The following is a 17169-nucleotide window of genomic DNA, read 5'->3' as shown; positions in this document are numbered from 1 at the left end:
CGACGTCGGTCAGCCGGCGTCTTCTTCCAGAAAGCGTTCCGCAAGCCGCGCCCACAGCGCTGCCCCGACAGTGAGACTTTCGTCGGCAAAGTCAAATTTCGAACTGTGCAGGACGGCGGAATCGACGCCGTTGCCGAGACGGACGAAACAGCCGGGACGGAACTCCAGATAATGGGAAAAATCCTCGCTGCCGGGGATCAGGTTGCAGGTGCCGACATTGTCTTCGCCGACAAGCTCTTCGGCCACGGAGCGGGCGAGGGCGGTCGGTTCCGCCGCGTTGAAGACCACCGGATGGCCGCGCTGATAGTCCACTTCCGCCACTGCACCGTGACCGGCTGCGACCGACGCGATCATCTGCCTTATCCGGGTCTCGAGGTTTGCCCGGACATCCTCGTCGAAAGAGCGGACGGTGATGGCGAAACGCGCGGTTTCCGGAATGACGTTGACGGCCTCACCCGCATGGATCGTGCCGACCGTGACGACGGCGGTCTGGGTGGGATCGGTGAACCGGGAGACGACCATCTGCAGGGCGACGACCATGTGGCACGCGGTCACCAGCGGATCGACGGTCAGATGCGGGCGCGAGGCATGACCGCCGCGTCCTTTCACTAGAACCTCGACCGTATCGGCGGCGGCCATCAGCGGGCCTTCGCGCAGCAATATCTGGCCTTCCGGGGCGCCGGGATGGTTGTGCAGCCCGAAAATCATGTCGAAGGGAAACCGCTCCAGCAGGCCGTCCTCGATCATCTTCTGCGCGCCGCTGGTGGTGCCGGCCTCTTCGGCGGGCTGGAAGATCAGCGTCAGCGTGCCGTCGAAACGGCGGGTGCGGGCCAGATATTCGGCAGCCCCCAACAGGATCGTCGTATGGCCGTCATGGCCGCAGGCATGCATCACGCCGTCATTGGCGCTGGCATGGTCGAGCCCGGTCTCCTCTCGGATGGGCAGCGCATCCATATCGGCCCGGATGGCAATGCCGCGCTTGCTTGTCCCATTCGACAGGACCGCAACGACACCGTATCCGCCGACATTCTCGGTGACGTCGTAGCCCCAGGATTTCAGCTTGTCGGCAACGAAACGCGCCGTCTTTTCCTCCTTGTGGGAAAGCTCGGGGTTCTGGTGAAGGTAGTGGCGTATGGCCGTCAGCTCTTCCTTCCTGTCGTCGAAATCGGCAAGACGGGCTTTGGTATTGTCATGAAGCATGACCTGTTCCTTCGGATAACTTGGATAAGACCGGCTTCGCGCGGTCTGAAATGCGATCTGCCGGCAGGCCTTTCGGACACTGCCGGCAGCGGGATCACAGAAAGCGGGAGAGGAACGCGCGGGTGCGCTCGTGCTGCGGGTTGTCGATCACCGCATCCGGCGGCCCCATCTCGACGATATGGCCGCCATCCATGAACACCACCCGGTCGGCGGCCTCGCGGGCAAAGCCGATCTCGTGAGTGACGACGATCATGGTGAGGCCGCGCCTGGCAAGGTCGCGCATCGTGTTCAAAACCTCGCCGACAAGCTCCGGGTCGAGCGCCGATGTCGGTTCATCGAACAGCATCAGTTTCGGCCGGATCGCCAGCGCCCTGGCAATGGCGACGCGCTGCTGCTGACCGCCGGAAAGCTGGGCCGGATAGTTATCCGCCTTGTCGGAAAGCCCGACGCGTTCCAGAAGCTGGCGCGCATGGGCGATCGCATCGCTGCGTTTCTCGCCATGAACGCCGACCGGCGCTTCGATGAGGTTCTGCAGCACGGTCATATGCGGATAGAGGTTGAACTGCTGGAAGACCATGCCGATCTTGCGCCGCTGCCGGGCGATCTGATTGCCGGAAAGCCTGACCAGCCGGTCGCCCTTCCGGGCATAGCCCATCTGCTCGCCATCGACGATCACGGCGCCGCGCTGGATTGCTTCGAGATGGTTGATACATCTGAGGAAGGTGGATTTTCCCGAGCCTGACGGCCCGAGGATGACGACGACCTCGCCCGGCATGATGTCGAGATCGATGCCTTTCAGCACGTCCAGATGGTCGAAGGACTTGTGAACGTTGCGCGCGCATACGAGAGGCTGGCCGGTCGTTTCAGTGGTCAATGGCTTGCCTCCTCTGCCAGTTCTTCTTCCTGCGGCCGGGTCAGTTTGCGGCTGCCGCGGCTGCGGTCGCCGCGGCTGTAATAGCGTTCGATATAGCCCTGTCCGACATTGAGGATCGATGTGATGAACAGATACCAGATGACGGCGACAAGCAGCATCGGCACGATTTCAAAGGTGCGGTTGTAGATCGACTGCACCGAATAAAGCAGGTCGGCCATGGCGATGACGCTGACAAGCGAGGTGGCCTTGATCATGCTGATCAGCTGGTTGCCGGTGGGCGGCACGATGGAGCGCATGGCCTGGGGGATGATGATCCGCCACAGCGCGCGGCCGTGCTTCATGCCGAAGGCGGCGGCGGTTTCGCTCTGCCCCTTGTCGACGGAGAGCAGACCGCCGCGGATGATTTCCGCCATATAGGCGGCTTCGTTGAGGGCAAGCCCGGCAATCGCCGCCGTCAGCGGCGAGATCACTGAATTGGTATCCCAGCTCGCCAGCGTCGGCCCGAAGGGGATGGTAATCGAAAGTTCCGGGAACAGCGTCGACATATTGTACCAGAAGATCAGCTGGACAAGCAGCGGCGTGCCGCGGAAGAACCAGATGTAAAGCCCGGCGATCGAACCCGTCAGCCGGTCGCTGGAAAGCCGCATCACGGCAAGGACAAGCCCGAGAATGACGCCGATCACCATCGAAACGACGGTCAGACCGAGGCTGACATAGAGACCGCTCAGAACGATGGGATTGAACAGGTATTCGCCGATGACCGGCCAGCCGAAATTCTCGTTATGGGCGATGATCCAGATGAAATCGACGACGACAATCGCCGCGATGATCCAGGCCAGGACGCGCCTCAGCGGGAACGGACTGGAAGCATCAGCAACGTTGATGAAATCCGCGTCGCCCGAAGGCGACGCGCCGCTGTTGTCCGATACGCTCATTTCGGAAGGTTTCCGCCGAGGTTGATGGCGGTCTTGTCGAGCATGTTGTTCTCCAGCCCCCATTTCTTCATGACGGTGGCATAGGTGCCGTTATCGATCAGGATCTGGATACCGTCCTTCAGGATGCCGGCCATTTCCGAACCCTTGGGCACGACAGCGCCCTGATAGAGATCGTTGAAGCCGTTCTTCTGGCCGACGCCGGAAAGCTCAAGCTGGCCGTTGGCCTGCGACACGAAATAGGTCAGCGGCGCCTGCGAGGAGAAGAAGGCATCGGCGCGTTTCGAACGGACGGCCAGAATGGAGCTCGGCTGGTCGGTATAGGACTGGACCTCAACTTCGGCCTTGCCATCGGCCACGCATTTTTCCGATGCGGCCTTGATCACACGTTCGGCCGAGCCGCCGGCCATGACGGCAATGCGGGTTCCGCAGGTCGTATCGAGGGAGGTAATGCCCTCGGGATTGCCCTTCTGTACGGCGAAAACGACATATTCCTGTACCCAGTCGACGAAATCATTTGCCTCTTCGCGGCTGGCGAAGTCACCGATCGGCCCGAAGGCGAACTGGTAGCGGCCGGAGTTTACGCCGGACAGGAGCGCAGGCAGGCCGCCGACGGTCGCATGATCGATCTCAACGCCGAGAATCTGGCCCAGCGCATGGGTCAGGTCGGCGCTTGCGCCGTCCATCTGGGTCCCGGTGACGATCTCATAGGGTGGGAAGGAGCCGTTGTTTACCGACGTCATCTTGCCGGCGTCGAGAATGTCGGCGGGCAGGCGGGCGCGCAGCGCGTCGTTCTGTTCCTGCTGCGGAATGGCCATGTCTTCGGCAAGGGCGTGCCCGGCAATGGCGATGCCGAGGGCGGCAGTGGCAATGGTCAATAGTTTCATGAATTCGTTCCCTTCTTGTTGGTTGGTATGTTGAATTGGCTGGTTCATGTGAAGCGTGGAAACAGGTCTTCCGGCGACAGAAGACGCGGCAGGATTTTCTGTTCGTAAAGCTCGCTGGCGAAATCGGCGATCATCGTCCGGTTGGCGGCAAGACCGTTCTTCTGCCAGTCATCCGGCAGCGCCATTGCGGAGCGGCGCAGCTCGTCGAGCATGAACGGCGTCGTATCGGCATATTTGCGGCGCTTGGCGGTCCACATCCGGCCGCTTTCCTCGATCATCCGGCTAAGTTCTTCCGGCAGCCATGGATTGGCATCGATGATACGGGCCTTTACGGCGACAAGATGCATGCCCGGCACATAGCCGACATCGTGGAAATAACGGGTCTCGGCCGCGACGAAATCCTCGACGACCTGACGGAAGGGCGATGTCCCTTCGAAAAATCCGGACGGCATGAACGGCGTGAATACGGCGTCGAGAAAACCTTCCTCGAGAAGTTCGGTCATCGGCCGCTCGTCCGGGCATGCCTCGATCAGACCGGGACGGCCAAACCCGTCGAGACGGTCGGTGATCGGATGTTCGGCCGTCAGGCGGCCGGCAAACCAGCGGGCATCCTCGATTTCCACGCCCGCGCGGCGGAGTGCGGCGCGCGTCCAGCTATTGCCGGAATCGCGCCAGCCGGTGACGCCGATGTTTTTGCCCTTCAGGTCGGCAAGGCTTTTCAGCGGGCTTTTCCGGGTCGTGATGATGCAGCGGTGGCGAAAACCGCGCATGATGAAGGCGGGGATGCCGACAATGTCATCACGGCCGTCATGAATGATCTGCGTATAGCGGCTGAAAGATTGTTCCGCCGCGTCGAATGTTTCACTTTTTCCCAGATCGCCGATCAGGGTGCCGACCCGTTCGATTTCCAGCGAAACCCGGTCCGAGCGCACATCCTTCAGGATCAGTGGCGTGATGTAGTCCCAGTCGCGTAGCGCTATGCGCAGTTTCAGTGTCATTGCCTGTCCATTTCCGATCATGCTGGATCGAAAAATAAATGTTTATCTTCATAAAACAAATGTTATTACGTTATTGAACATTTAAAACGGGAGGATGGATGTCCGAAATTGTCGAAGCGGAATGGTTCGCCGGGAAAATCAGCGACACCTCCATTCACGGTATTGCGCTGGAAACAACGGCGCTGATCCGCTCCGGGCTGCTGCCCGTCGGCGCGCGCCTTCCGGCGGTGCGCGACCTTGCCTTTGCGCTCGGCGTCAGCCCGGCCACCATTTCCAATGCCTGGCGCGAACTTCGGCGTCAGCAGGTGCTGAGCGGGCGCGGGCGCAACGGCACATGGGTGATCGGCGACCGGCTCGTCGCCCAGCCGAAGAGACTGGCAAGCTCCGGCGATTACGGCGCGGACGTCATCGACCTGTCGCGTGCCGTTCCCGATCCGGCATTGCTGCCGCCGCTGGCCGAAGCGCTGGCGAAAAGCGTCGAGACGGAGGGCGTCAATCTCTACACCCGCAGCCGCATCGTTCCCGAACTGGAAGCCGCCGTGCGGGCATCATGGCCTTACGAGGCCGAGGCGTTTCTGGCAACCAATGGCGGTTACAACGCCGTCTACACCCTGCTGCATGCGATCTTGCTGCCCGGCGCCTGCGTCGCCATCGAGCATCCGACCGCCATGCGCCTGCTCGACATCCTGGAAGATCGCGGCGTTGAGATCGTCCCGGTGCAGTGCGACAGCGAAGGTCCGGTTCCGCAATCGCTGGCGGCAGCCCTTAAACGCCATCCGAGCGTTTTCATCTTCCAGCCGCGCCTGCATTCGGTGACGGCGGCAACGGTTTCGCCCGAGAGGCTTACCGCTCTCGGCGATGTTCTGGAAGGCCATGATACGCTGATCCTGGAAGACGATGGCGTGGCGGATATCTCCGCCGCGCCGCGCCAGTCGCTCGGCAGCCGGTTTCCGGAGCGAACCGTTCATATCTTCTCGTTTTCCAAGACGCTCGGCCCGGACTTAAGGCTGGCGGTGATGTCCGGCCCGGCCTCTGTCATCAACCAGACCCAATCCTATCGCAGCTTTTCCGCCGGCTGGACGAGCCGCCTGCTGCAGGGCGCGGCAAGCTGGCTTTTGCGACGGGAAGAAACCGCCGATATCATCGCCAATGCCCGCGCTCATTATCACGACCGCGCGCGCGCCCTGCGGCAGGCACTGGCGGAACGCGGCCTGCATATCGACGGGGATGATAACGGCCTGTGCCTTTGGATGCCGGTCGAATCCGAGCAATTCGCCATGGTGACGCTCGCCGCCCGCGGCATTGCCGTCGAGCCCGGAGAGAAATTCTCGGTCACGCCCGTCAACCATATCCGCGTGGCGACAGGCTGCCTGACGGACCGTTACGACGCGGTCGCCGACGCCATCATCCTGGCGCACAAAATGTAGTTTTCGGCAAGGACACCAGCCCTTGCCGCGCCGTCGGGATGCAAAGACGGCATAGCCCTTGCCGAAACGGAATTGGCCTGCCGCCCGGCCGGCCGCTAAGCTTGGTTTCATCAAGAACCCGTCGAAAAAAACGACAAAAAATGTCGTCGGAACCGCAACCTGCTTGAGGACATGCCACAAATGAAAATTTTCATATCGATGGATATCGAGGGTGTGGCCGGCGTGGCCGAGAAACTGCAGGGCGCGCGCGGCAATCCCGAATACGAAGTTGCCCGCAGGCTGATGACCGAGGAGGCCAATGCCGCCATCCGCGGCGCATTCGCCGGCGGCGCGACCGACGTCACCGTGGCGGATTCGCACGGGCCGATGCGTAATATCATTGCCGAGGACCTCGATCCGCGCGCCCGGCTGATTTCCGGAAAGCCCCGGCCCCTGACCATGATCGACGGCATCACCGATGAGTATGCCGGTACCCTGCTGATCGGCTACCACGCGGCGGCGGATAATTACGGTACGCTGTCGCACACGATCAGCGGCATCGTCTTTCGCCGGATCGAGATGAACGGCGTTCTGACCGGCGAACCGACGCTGTTTGCAGGCTATGCCGCCTCCATCGGCGTGCCGCTTCTGGCCGTCAGCGGCGACGACCGGCTTGCCGGGGAAATCGCGGAACAGTTTCCCGCTGCCCGCCGTATCGTGGTCAAGCGCGCGATCGGTGCCAATGCGACCGACAGCCTGTCGCCGTCCGAATCGCGCAAGCTGATCGAAAGGGACGTTGCGGAGGCCGTTGCCGCGGCGAAAAATGCGCCGGTCGAGACACCGTGTACGCCGCCGCTGTCCATGAAAGTCCTGTTTCATCACCAGCAACAGACAGATGCAGTGACACTACTGCCCTTCGTCGAGCGCACCGGGCCACGTGAGGTGTCATTTTCGGTGGAAAGCCACCGTCAGGCCATCGGCACGCTTGCCGCCATGGCGCTGATCGCCGGCGCTTTTGTCTGAAGATTACCGGTCCATCAACCACCGGCTTCCGGCAGAATGTCACGCAGCGTCTTCAACCGGCGGCCGGAATAGCCCTCGATGGTTTCGGCGTTCCACAGCGCATTGAGGACGGCCTCCTCGGTCGCCTCGACTGTGGCCTCGAAAAAGGCATCCATGGAGCGCTCGGCAAGGCGGGTGGCCGGCAGGGTTTCGGCTTTCGCCTGCATGTCGCGCATGTTCGCGGTGGAAAAGGCAAGCGCGATATCGCCGCTGCCATGGCCGAAATGACTACCGAGCCGACCGAGCCCGGCGCCCGCGCGACGCGCCAGACGCGTCAACTGGCGCGATTCCATCGGCGCGTCGGTCGCAAAAATGACGATGATCGATCCCTTGTCGGCGGGTGCTGTGCTGCTGTCTCCACCGACCTTGCGGCCAAAGACCCGCAAGTGCGAAGCCTTGCCGAAATTGGAAAGCACCAGCGTTCCGAGCGTGAATGAGGCTCCACCCCGAAGTGCGACACGGCGCGAGGCGCTGCCGATCCCGCCGGCGAGCCCGAAGGTCGACATGCCGGTTCCGGCGCCGATTGTGCCCTGCGCGAATTCGACGTCGGCATTCTCGATGGCCGACATCGCCAGCGCCGTGTCGACCGCCATGGCCTGTATATCGTTGATCCGGCCGTCATTGCATTCGAAGACCAGCGGATTGACGGTGCTGTCGCCGCGCCCGATAGCCGGATTGGCGCGGATGGCCGAACGGATCAGCGCTTCGGCGCAGGCATGAACGCCGAAAGTGTTGGTCAGGAGGACCGGCGTTTCGATCTCGCCGAGTTCGGCGACCTGCACGAGGCCGAGGCTCTTGCCGAAGCCGTTGAGAACGGCGACGCCGGCCGGCGGCCGCAGCCGGAAAAGGTCGTCGCCATGGGGCAGAAGCGCCGTCACGCCGGTCCGGGCGGTTCCTTCCGTCAGCGTGGCATGGCCGACGGCAACGCCCGTGATATCGGTGATCGTGTTGCGCGGTCCCGTCGGGATCGTCCACCAGTCGGCGGCGTGTGGCAGAGAACGCATCGTGTCGTCAGGCCTCGCTCAGCTTGGGGTCGAGCGCGTCGCGCAGCCCGTCCCCCAGGACGTTGAAGCATAGCACGGTAACGAAAATCGCCAGTCCGGGGAAGAATGTCAGGTACCATGCGCCGGCCAGCAGATATTCCCGTCCGGCCGCCAGCATCGCTCCCCACTCCGCCGTCGACGGCTCGACCCCGAGACCCATGAAGCTGAGGCTTGCCGCCGTCAGGATGGACGAGCCGATGCGCATGGTGAAATAGACGATCACGCTGCCCATCGTGCCCGGCAGGATGTGCCGGAACATGATGATATTGTTCGATGCACCCGCCGCGCGCGCTGCCTCGACATAGGTGCTCTGCTTCAGCGCCAGCGTCCCGCTGCGCACGATGCGTGCAAAGGCCGGCACGCTGAACGTTGCGACCGCGATGATGACATTGTCGAGACCGGGGCCGAGAATGGCGATGATGCCGATGGCCAGCAGGATGCCCGGAAAGGCGAACAGCACATCGCAGATGCGCATGATCACCGCATCGAGCCAGCGGCCGTAAAACCCGGCCATAAGCCCCAGAACGACGCCGACCACGGCGCCGATCGAAACAGAAACGAAGCCGATATAGAGCGACAACTGCGCGCCGAAAAGCAGGCGGGTGAAGATGTCGCGGCCGAACTCGTCGGTGCCCGCCCAGTGTTTCAGGCTCGGTCCCGCCAGCGTATTGGCATAATCGTAGCTGTTCGGCCCGTAGGGCATGTAGAAAGGCGCCGTCAGGGCCGCGACCAGCATGAGCAGAAGAATGCCGCCGGTGAAGAGCGCCAGCTTTTCCTTCGCCATGCGCCGCCGGAATTCGCCGAGAGGCGAACGCAATCTGGTCTTTGGGGCCGTCTGCGTATCCGGCGTCTGGGAAACGTCGCTCATCGTGATTGCCTCATTTGTACCGGATCGTCGGGTTGATGAAACCGTACAGAATGTCGGTAACAAGGTTGATCAGCAGGAACTCGAAGGAAAACAGCATCAGCTCCGCTTGAATGACGGCATAGTCGCGAAAATCGATAGCCTCCACCAGGACGGAGCCGAGGCCGGGCCAGCGAAACACCCGCTCGATGACGATCGAGCCGCCCAGCAGAAAGCCAAATTGCAGGCCGGTCATGGTCACGATCGGGATCAGTGCATTGCGCAGCGCATGTTTCCAGACGATGAGCCGCGGCGCGAGGCCCTTGGCGCGGGCCGTGCGGATATAGTCCTCCCGGATGACTTCCACGAGGGAAGACCGGGTGAACCGCGCCATCACGGCCGCAACGGAAGAACCCAGCGTGATCGATGGCAGGATCAGGTCCTGCGGCTTTTCGAATCCGCTGGTTCCCAACCAGTTCAGCTTCAGCGAAAACAGCTGCATCAACAGGATGCCGAGCCAGAAGTTCGGCATCGAGATGCCGGAGACGGCGAGCACCATGCCCACCCGGTCGGCAAAACGACCATGTCGGACGGCGGAGAAAACGCCGATGAACAGGCCGAAGACGAGCGACCATCCCAGCGCGCAGAAAGACAGCCAGAATGTCGGCATGAAGGCGCGCGCCAGCATGTCGTAGACCGGCTCGCCGGTGCGCAGCGACGTCCCGAGATCGCCGGTGACGAGATTTTTGAGGAAGGTGAAATACTGAACGATCAACGGCTGATCGAGACCGAGCGTCTGCCGCAATGCCTGCACGTCGGCGAGTGTGGCGTCCTCGCCGGCAAGCATGCGGGCGGGATCGCCGGGCAGCACGTGAACGAAACCGAACACGAAAAGCGAGATGATCACCAGCACCGGTATCATCGCCATCAGACGCCGAAAGAAATAACTTGTCATCCATCAGACCTTGAAAAGCTCCGGCGGGCCGAGCCCGCCGGAGTGCTGCGATCCGTTATTTGAATTCGGCGTCGGCGTAGACCATGGTGCCGTCCGCCATCGGGTGAACACCTTCGAGGTTCGCCGTCTCGCCTGCCAGCTTGTTGTTGATGGCGAGCCAGATCACCGGCATGTCCTTCCAGATGATCGACTGGGCGTCCGCGTATGCATCGCCGCGGACCTTTTCGTCGGCCGAGCTCAGACCTGCGGCGATGTCTGCATCGACCTTGTCATTGGAATAGAGGGCCATGTTGTAGATCTTCGGGACCCAGCCTTCGGTGGCGTAGACCGGACGAAGGTGCCAGTCGGCATCACCTGTCGAGGGCGACCAACCGCCGATTGCAAGGCCGAATTCCTGGTCTTCCGGTTCGATATTGCCGAACAGCTTTTCGGACCGGGTGGCCGGCTCCATAGGCAGTATTTCGACATCGACATTGATCTGCGAAAGCATCTGCTTCAGCATCTGCAACATGCGGGTTTCCGTCGTGTTGTTGCGACCCCATGCCTGGATCTTGAAGCCATCCTCGTAACCGGCCTCCTTCATCAGTTCCTTCGCCTTTTCCAGATCGTAGGGATAGGCTGTCTGTGCCGAATAAAAGGCGGTGTTGGGGGCAAGCGGCGCATCGGGAACCGATCCGTAGCCGGAGAAGACGACCTGTACGATCGCCTGCTTGTCGATGGCCAGATTGAAGGCTTCGCGCACGCGCGGATCCTGAAATTCCGGCTTCATCAGGTTCATCGAGGCCGTCCAGACGGAAATGCCGGGAACATTGAGAACCTTGAATTTGGGATCGGCCTCGATCGACTTGACCAGTTCCGGAGACATGTTGTCGACGTACTGGACCTCGCCCGCCTTCAGCATGGCGACGGCGGTAGCGGCTTCCTTGACCTTCACGAAGGTCACGTCATCGACCTTGGGCCAGCCCTCCTTCCAGTAGCCGTCATATTTCTCCACGGTCAGGTGTTCGCCGGGAACCCATTCCTTGAACTTGAAGGGGCCGGTTCCGACAGGATGCTTGCTGACATCCTTGCCGTATTTTTCAAGCGCTGCCGGGCTTTCCATAACGATCGACGGGTGGGCAAGCGTCGCCAGCATGGCGCCGAAGGGTTCGGACAGATTGATGCGAACCGTGTAGTCGTCGATCACGTCCGTGGACGAGATCATGCGCATCATGCCGTTGCGCTTCAGCCCCTGCGACTGGTCCGCGAGGCGGTCCATGTTGACCTTGACGGCCTCGGCATTGAACGGCGTGCCGTCCTGAAACGTTACGCCCTGGCGCAGGTGGAAGGTGAACTGTGTGGCGTCGTCATTGGCTTCCCAACTCGTCGCCAGCACCGGAACGAGCTTCATATCCTTGTCGAAGCCGATGAGGCGTTCCATGATGCCGCTGGAAACGGAGGCAACGGCATTGGCCGTGCTGTCCTGCGGGTCGAGCGTGTCGACAGTCGCATCCATCGCGACCTTGAGGGATGCGGCATCGGCGGTAGCCGACAGCGCCGCCGCACTGACGGTCAGTGCCGCACCCAGCATAATTTTCTTTAACAAATTCATTCCGTTATCTCCTTCTGAAGGTATCCTGGCCCTGATGGGCTCTCGTTATTGGGTTTCATAGGCAGAAAAATGCGCGTCTCCGATCCGCTCGAAGCGCAACGGCTGCGGCGGGTCGTCAAGCGACCGGACGGGGCTCGGGATCTCGCCGGTCAGCAGCGGGCGATCCCGATAGCGCAAAGCCGGATCGGGGACCGGGACCGCCGACATGAGGCGTTTCGTGTAGCTGTGATGCGGGTTTTCGAACACGCTCGCGCGCTGTCCGTGTTCGACGATCTGCCCGAGATACATGACCGCGACCCGATGGCTGATGCGTTCGACCACGGCCATGTCATGGGAAATGAACAGGTAGGAAATGCCGAAGCGGCGCTGCAGATCGATCATAAGGTTGATCACCTGCGCCTGAACCGAGACATCGAGCGCGGAAACGGCCTCGTCGGCGATGATCAGTTTCGGATTGGTGGACAGCGCCCGTGCAATGGCGATGCGCTGACGCTGGCCGCCGGAAAAGGCATGCGGATAGCGATGCGCATGATCGGCGCTCAGCCCGACCTGTTCGAGCAGCCAGACGGCGCGATCCATGGCATTGGCGCGGTTTTCGATACCGTGGATCAGCATCGGCTCGCAAATCGAGAAACCGACCGTCAACCGCGGATTGAGCGATGCATAGGGATCCTGGAAAATGAACTGGATTTGCCGGCGGAGACGCCTGAGATCGGCGGCCGCGAGTTCCGACATGTTGCGGTTGTCGAAGGTGAACGACTGGTAGTCCGACTGTACGAGTTTCAGCAGCGAACGGCCAGTCGTCGATTTGCCGCAGCCCGATTCCCCGACCATGCCGAGCGTTTCGCCCGGCCAGATATCGAGGTCGATCTGCTCGACGGCATGGACGCGCGACTTGACCCGGCTGAATATCCCCTCATGGATATCGAAGCGGGTGGTCAGCCCGCGCACTGACAGAAGCGGCGGCGCGGAATAATCGACGGCCGGGGCCGGTGCTTCATCGTTTTTTTGCGCGGCTGCTGTCTCGCCATAGGCAAGCAATCTGAAGGGTGCAGGAGAGCGGGTCCCGGTCATTGCGCCGAGCCGCGGCACGGCATTCAGCAACGCCTTGGTATAGGGATGCTGCGGCGCCTTGAAAATCGTCTCGACAGGACCTTCCTCGACCTTTTCGCCGCGATACATCACCACGACCCGGTCGGCGACTTCGGCCACCACGCCCATGTCATGGGTGATGAACAGGACCGACATGCCGGTTTTTGCCTGAAGATCGCGGATCAGCCGCAGGATCTGGGCCTGAATGGTGACATCGAGCGCGGTCGTCGGCTCATCGGCGATCAGGAGCTGCGGATTGCAGCACAACGCCAGCGCGATCATCACCCGTTGCCGCATGCCGCCGGAAAGCTGATGCGGATAGCGCTTCATGATGGCGCGGGCATTGGGAATGCGGACCAGTTCCAGCATTTCGAAGGCAATACGGCCGGCTTCGCGCCGTGATTTGTCCTGATGCGTCACGATCGCTTCGATGATCTGCTCACCGATCAGCAGAACCGGATTGAGCGACGTCATCGGCTCCTGGAAGATCATCGCGATTTCGTTGCCGCGCATGCCGCGCGCCTCGTCCTCGCTGAGGGAAGCGATGTCGGACGTCGCGCCGTTGCGGCGACGCAGGCTGATGGTGCCGCTGTCAATCCGTCCACCGCCGAACTCGACAAGCCGCATGACCGAAAGCGCCGTGACGGATTTGCCGGATCCCGATTCACCGACGACAGCCACGGTTTCACCGCGCTTGACCGTGAGATTGAAATTGCGAACGGCGCTGAACGGGGTCGCCTGGCCACCAAAAGCAACGCTCAGCCCCTCGACATCCAGAAGAACGTCATCATCCGTGACCGGCGCCGGATTCCTTGTCGTCATATCAGCCTGTTCCCCTGCAGCGGGTCGTTTTTGAGTTCTGCGCTGCACAATATCGTCTGTATGAAAGCGGTGTATATCGTGGTTGTCCAAGGCCAAGTCGGCATGTCGTATGCAGGCTTTGCATAGCGGGATGGATTGCGCTGTCTGCAAGCGCGTGCTTCGATACGAGCTGCGAAAGCATGAGGTTACAGACAGAAATGAAGACAGAGTGGGCAATCGCGCTGCATGGCGGCGCGGGTACGATTCTCAGGGAAACAATGTCGGCTGAGCGGGAAGCCACCTATCGCGAAGCGCTTGCGGCAGCGCTTTCACGCGGCAGTGACATTCTCGAGCGTGGCGGTTCGAGCGCCGATGCCGTGGAAGCGGTGGTCAATGCGCTGGAGGATGATTCGCTGTTCAATGCCGGCCACGGCGCCGTTTTGACGGCGGACGGCGCATTCGAGCTGGACGCGGCCATCATGCGCGGCGGCGATCTGGCGGCCGGCGCCGTCGCCGGCGTTGTCGATATCCGTAACCCCGTCAGTCTGGCGCGTCAGGTCATGGAGCGGTCGCAGCATGTCCTGCTGGCCGGCGACGGCGCATCCCGCTTTGCCCGCGAGTTGGGCATCGAACCTGTCAGCAACGACTATTTCGAAACCGAGTATCGCCGGAAGCAGCTCATTCAGGCTCAGGCGAAAAACGAGGTGTCGCTGGACCACAACGATCGCAAATTCGGAACGGTCGGCGCCGTCGCGCGGGACCGCGCGGGCGATCTGGCGGCCGCGACGTCTACCGGCGGCATGACCAACAAACGGCCCGGCCGCATCGGCGACAGCCCCCTGATCGGCGCGGGAACCTATGCCAGCAACCGTTCCTGTGCCGTTTCGGCAACCGGTCACGGCGAGATGTTCATCCGCCTGACGGTCGCGCGGGATATCGCCGCGCTGATGGAATATGCAGGCCTGTCGCTGGAAGCGGCCGTTGACCGCAAGGTGATGCGGGAATTGCCGGAGATCGACGGCCGGGGCGGCGTGATTGCGGTCAGTCGTGAAGGCCGCCCCGTGTTCGGGTTCAATACCCCCGGCATGTACCGCGCCGCCCAATGGGAAGGGGCGGATGTCGAGGTCGGCATCTACGCGGATTGACGGGGCACCCTCGCGCGATCAGATCGCCATGGCCCTGCTCGCCCGGATATAGACCTCGCGCAGGCGGTGTGCGACCGGGCCGGGCTTGCCATCACCAACGGCCGTTCCGTCCACGCTGACGACCGGATTGACGAAACCGGATGCCGATGTCGAAAACGCTTCGCGCGCCTGCCTGATCTCCTCGACCGTAAACGGCCGTTCCTCGACCCTGATCTGCAGGTCATCAGCGCATTTGAGAACGGACTGCCGCGTGATCCCGGACAGAATCTCGGTCGACAGCTCACGGGTTACGAGCGTTCCTTCCTGCGTGACAATATAGGCGTTGTTCGAGCAGCCTTCGGTGATGCAGCCATCTTCGACCATCCATGCGTCATCGGCCCCTGCACGACGTGCCGTGTTCTTGGCCAGAACCGGATAGAGAAGCTGTACGGTCTTGATATCGCGCCGGTGCCAGCGCTGGTCCTCGACCAGAATGATTTTCTGCCCGCGGTCGGCCACGGGATTATCGATCAGCGCCTTTTTCTGGGTGAACATGACAAATGTCGGCGGGACATCTTCTGCCGGATACATGAAGTCCCGGTCGGCCGCGCCACGCGAAACCTGAAGATAGATCAGCCCCTCCTCGAGTGCGTTACGCGCAATCAACTGACGATGAATTTCCAGAACCTCTTCATCACTGTGAGGGAGAGCCAGTTCAACTTCAAAGAGGGAGCGGCGCAGACGGGCCATGTGACCGGGGAAATCCACCAGCTTGCCGGCAATGACGGCCGTGACCTCGTAGACGCCGTCTGCGAAAATGAAACCGCGGTCGAAGATCGATATTTTCGCCGTCGTTTCAGGTTGATATTCGCCGTTGACATAGACGGTTCGCATGCGCTCGATCTCCGGTAAGGCTGGCTTTTCGGAGCATTCATGCATCTGTATTTTGTTGTAGCAAATGCCGTTTCTTTATAACCTATGCACATTGTAAGAGGACATGCCTTGGAACTGATCTGGCTTGAAGATTTCGTCGAACTGGCGGCCGTACGCAATTTCTCTGTCGCTGCGGCGGCCCGCCATGTCACCCAGCCGGCTTTCAGCCGCCGCATCCGCGCGCTTGAAAACTGGGTCGGCACGGAACTAATCGACAGAAGCAGCTTTCCTGTGAAGCTGACCAAGGCCGGTGAGACCTTTTTCGAGTCAGGCCGGGACCTGATGCGTGAGATCTATCGTCTGCGCGATGACTGTCGTCACGACGCGAGCACCGGCGCTGAAGTGCTGACCGTTAGTGCATTGCACACGATCGCGCTCAGTATTTTTCCCGAGCTTCAGGCCGACATCGAAAAAAAGGCGGGGCCATTCAATACCAGAATGAGCGCCACCGACTTTTACGACTGCATCGAGACGCTTTCGCTCGGCCGCTGCGAAATAGCGCTCTGTTACGGTCATCATCTGGGGCCGCCGATCCTGCAGGCGGGCCGTTTTGAATCGCGCAAGATCGGCATTGATCCGTTTCTGCTGGTGTCATCGGTCGATGCGGACGGTCGGGCGATTTTTTCCGTGCTCGACGGCTCGTCCGCCGAAGCCGTGCCACTCGTATCCTACACGATGGACTGTTTTCTCGGAAAGGTGCAGTCGGACCTGGTGCGGGAGATGCGCGGGAAAGCGCCGGAGATGTACACCGTCTTCGAAAACTCGATGTCCGAAATGGTCAAGAGGGTGGTGATGCAGGGGAAGGGGATAGGCTGGCTTCCGGAAAGCGCCGTGGAGCGCGAGGTACAGGAGGGCAGGCTTGCCGTCCTGGAGAGCGGACTGACCGATGTCGAGCTCGACATTCTCGCGTTTCGTCGGGCCGGGGCAGGGGCAGCGGTCATGGAAAAATTCTGGTCGCACCTGCCCAATCTCGACTGACGGGACGTCATGGGGTTTGCGTCAGGGGAGGGGGACGCCCGGCTTTCGAACGGCTGGAATGGGCACGTCAGGTCCTGCGGAAGGAACTGGCGCAAAAGGGCTGGGTTCTGCCACCCTTACGGCTGGAAGGGGAAGGATGACGCCCGGTCCCTTCCACGTTCGCTGCCTGCTCTGCGGCACGATTGCGCAAAATTGGTACCGGGTTTTCCGCATCCGGCGGGCGCGACCACCGGCATGGCGCTTTGTGACTGCGGCAACATCAAGGCCGACGCGATGGGATTGATCGGATTGGGCCGGGTTCTGTCTCGCGATCCTGCGGATAGCTACGAGATCGATCAGGGCGGTTCTCAAAATTTAGAGCATTTCCCTGACTGATTGAATCCGGGTCTATGCAAATCAGACGCGGTCTGATTCAAACTATCTGCCGATGGAGGTCGGCGGATATGTCG

Annotated in this window: 16 protein-coding genes; 5 read left to right on the top strand and 11 right to left on the bottom strand. The window is 61.4% G+C overall.

Annotation, left to right across the window (positions count from 1 at the left end; genetic code table 11):
- Positions 1-9: 9 nt before the first annotated feature.
- The 5 genes from ABID12_RS18280 to ABID12_RS18260 form a co-directional block, all read right to left on the bottom strand.
- Entirely contained in the window at positions 10-1200 is a 1191-nt protein-coding gene (locus ABID12_RS18280; RefSeq protein WP_354435550.1) for a M20 aminoacylase family protein, read from the bottom strand.
- A gap of 94 nt (positions 1201-1294) precedes the next feature.
- Positions 1295-2074 carry an amino acid ABC transporter ATP-binding protein gene (locus tag ABID12_RS18275; RefSeq protein WP_354435549.1) on the bottom strand — a complete coding sequence of 260 codons (780 nt, stop codon included), beginning with the start codon at positions 2072-2074 and terminating at the stop codon, positions 1295-1297.
- Positions 2071-3009 carry an amino acid ABC transporter permease gene (locus tag ABID12_RS18270; RefSeq protein WP_354435548.1) on the bottom strand — a complete coding sequence of 313 codons (939 nt, stop codon included), beginning with the start codon at positions 3007-3009 and terminating at the stop codon, positions 2071-2073. Before ABID12_RS18270 ends, ABID12_RS18275 begins: the two co-directional genes overlap by 4 nt.
- Positions 3006-3893, bottom strand: a complete 888-nt coding sequence (locus ABID12_RS18265; protein ID WP_354435547.1) for an ABC transporter substrate-binding protein — start codon at positions 3891-3893, stop codon at positions 3006-3008. The genes ABID12_RS18270 and ABID12_RS18265 overlap by 4 nt, the downstream gene beginning before the upstream one ends.
- A gap of 44 nt (positions 3894-3937) precedes the next feature.
- Positions 3938-4891, bottom strand: a complete 954-nt coding sequence (locus ABID12_RS18260; RefSeq protein WP_354435546.1) for a substrate-binding domain-containing protein — start codon at positions 4889-4891, stop codon at positions 3938-3940.
- 98 nt (positions 4892-4989) lie between these two features.
- On the opposite strand from ABID12_RS18260, the gene ABID12_RS18255 reads away from it, so the two are divergent.
- Together ABID12_RS18255 and ABID12_RS18250 are read left to right on the top strand one after the other, a co-directional pair.
- A complete protein-coding gene (locus ABID12_RS18255) occupies positions 4990-6318 on the top strand; it encodes an aminotransferase-like domain-containing protein (protein WP_354435545.1) in 1329 nt (442 codons plus the stop codon).
- A 180-nt stretch (positions 6319-6498) separates the two neighbouring features.
- Positions 6499-7320, top strand: a complete 822-nt coding sequence (locus ABID12_RS18250) for a M55 family metallopeptidase (protein WP_354435544.1) — start codon at positions 6499-6501, stop codon at positions 7318-7320.
- A 14-nt stretch (positions 7321-7334) separates the two neighbouring features.
- On the opposite strand, the gene ABID12_RS18245 is transcribed toward ABID12_RS18250, so the two are convergent.
- The 5 genes from ABID12_RS18245 to ABID12_RS18225 are packed head-to-tail and all read right to left on the bottom strand — an operon-like array spanning position 7335 to position 13706.
- A complete protein-coding gene (locus ABID12_RS18245; RefSeq protein ID WP_354435543.1) occupies positions 7335-8363 on the bottom strand; it encodes a DmpA family aminopeptidase in 1029 nt (342 codons plus the stop codon).
- Positions 8364-8370: 7 nt separating this feature from the next.
- Positions 8371-9270: an ABC transporter permease subunit gene (locus ABID12_RS18240; protein ID WP_354435542.1), complete on the bottom strand. Its 900-nt coding sequence runs from the start codon at positions 9268-9270 to the stop codon at positions 8371-8373.
- 10 nt (positions 9271-9280) lie between these two features.
- The gene (locus tag ABID12_RS18235) at positions 9281-10201 is read right to left on the bottom strand and encodes an ABC transporter permease subunit (RefSeq protein ID WP_354435541.1); all 921 of its coding nucleotides are present in this window, start codon (positions 10199-10201) and stop codon (positions 9281-9283) included.
- A 55-nt stretch (positions 10202-10256) separates the two neighbouring features.
- A complete protein-coding gene (locus ABID12_RS18230; protein WP_354435540.1) occupies positions 10257-11786 on the bottom strand; it encodes a glutathione ABC transporter substrate-binding protein in 1530 nt (509 codons plus the stop codon).
- Positions 11787-11837: 51 nt separating this feature from the next.
- The gene (locus tag ABID12_RS18225; RefSeq protein ID WP_354435539.1) at positions 11838-13706 is read right to left on the bottom strand and encodes an ABC transporter ATP-binding protein; all 1869 of its coding nucleotides are present in this window, start codon (positions 13704-13706) and stop codon (positions 11838-11840) included.
- 197 nt (positions 13707-13903) lie between these two features.
- Here ABID12_RS18225 and ABID12_RS18220 point away from each other — a divergent pair, with 197 nt between their 5' ends.
- Positions 13904-14830, top strand: coding sequence for an isoaspartyl peptidase/L-asparaginase family protein (locus ABID12_RS18220; protein WP_354435538.1), 927 nt, complete (start codon positions 13904-13906; stop codon positions 14828-14830).
- Between the two features lie 18 nt (positions 14831-14848).
- Here ABID12_RS18220 and ABID12_RS18215 read toward each other — a convergent pair whose 3' ends face one another.
- The gene (locus tag ABID12_RS18215; protein ID WP_354435537.1) at positions 14849-15703 is read right to left on the bottom strand and encodes a D-amino-acid transaminase; all 855 of its coding nucleotides are present in this window, start codon (positions 15701-15703) and stop codon (positions 14849-14851) included.
- Positions 15704-15811: 108 nt separating this feature from the next.
- Between ABID12_RS18215 and ABID12_RS18210 the strand changes: the two genes are divergently transcribed.
- Both ABID12_RS18210 and ABID12_RS18205 read left to right on the top strand, forming a co-directional pair.
- Complete coding sequence (locus tag ABID12_RS18210; RefSeq protein ID WP_354435536.1) at positions 15812-16720, top strand: LysR family transcriptional regulator; 909 nt, start codon at positions 15812-15814, stop codon at positions 16718-16720.
- Between the two features lie 192 nt (positions 16721-16912).
- Positions 16913-17095 carry a hypothetical protein gene (locus tag ABID12_RS18205; RefSeq protein WP_354435535.1) on the top strand — a complete coding sequence of 61 codons (183 nt, stop codon included), beginning with the start codon at positions 16913-16915 and terminating at the stop codon, positions 17093-17095.
- Positions 17096-17169: the final 74 nt, after the last annotated feature.

Source organism: Martelella mangrovi (genome assembly GCF_040545495.1).
Taxonomy (GTDB): Bacteria; Pseudomonadota; Alphaproteobacteria; order Rhizobiales; family Rhizobiaceae; genus Martelella; species Martelella mangrovi.
This window is presented reverse-complemented; position numbering and strand designations above follow the sequence as displayed.

Coding starts and splice junctions, on each gene's coding strand:
- ABID12_RS18260 (WP_354435546.1), bottom strand. CDS start 4,891: ATGACACTGAAACTGCGCATAGCGCTACGCGACTGGGACTACATCACG.
- ABID12_RS18225 (WP_354435539.1), bottom strand. CDS start 13,706: ATGACGACAAGGAATCCGGCGCCGGTCACGGATGATGACGTTCTTCTG.
- ABID12_RS18270 (WP_354435548.1), bottom strand. CDS start 3,009: ATGAGCGTATCGGACAACAGCGGCGCGTCGCCTTCGGGCGACGCGGAT.
- ABID12_RS18250 (WP_354435544.1), top strand. CDS start 6,499: ATGAAAATTTTCATATCGATGGATATCGAGGGTGTGGCCGGCGTGGCC.
- ABID12_RS18280 (WP_354435550.1), bottom strand. CDS start 1,200: ATGCTTCATGACAATACCAAAGCCCGTCTTGCCGATTTCGACGACAGG.
- ABID12_RS18215 (WP_354435537.1), bottom strand. CDS start 15,703: ATGCGAACCGTCTATGTCAACGGCGAATATCAACCTGAAACGACGGCG.
- ABID12_RS18255 (WP_354435545.1), top strand. CDS start 4,990: ATGTCCGAAATTGTCGAAGCGGAATGGTTCGCCGGGAAAATCAGCGAC.
- ABID12_RS18265 (WP_354435547.1), bottom strand. CDS start 3,893: ATGAAACTATTGACCATTGCCACTGCCGCCCTCGGCATCGCCATTGCC.
- ABID12_RS18240 (WP_354435542.1), bottom strand. CDS start 9,270: ATGAGCGACGTTTCCCAGACGCCGGATACGCAGACGGCCCCAAAGACC.
- ABID12_RS18220 (WP_354435538.1), top strand. CDS start 13,904: ATGAAGACAGAGTGGGCAATCGCGCTGCATGGCGGCGCGGGTACGATT.
- ABID12_RS18235 (WP_354435541.1), bottom strand. CDS start 10,201: ATGACAAGTTATTTCTTTCGGCGTCTGATGGCGATGATACCGGTGCTG.
- ABID12_RS18245 (WP_354435543.1), bottom strand. CDS start 8,363: ATGCGTTCTCTGCCACACGCCGCCGACTGGTGGACGATCCCGACGGGA.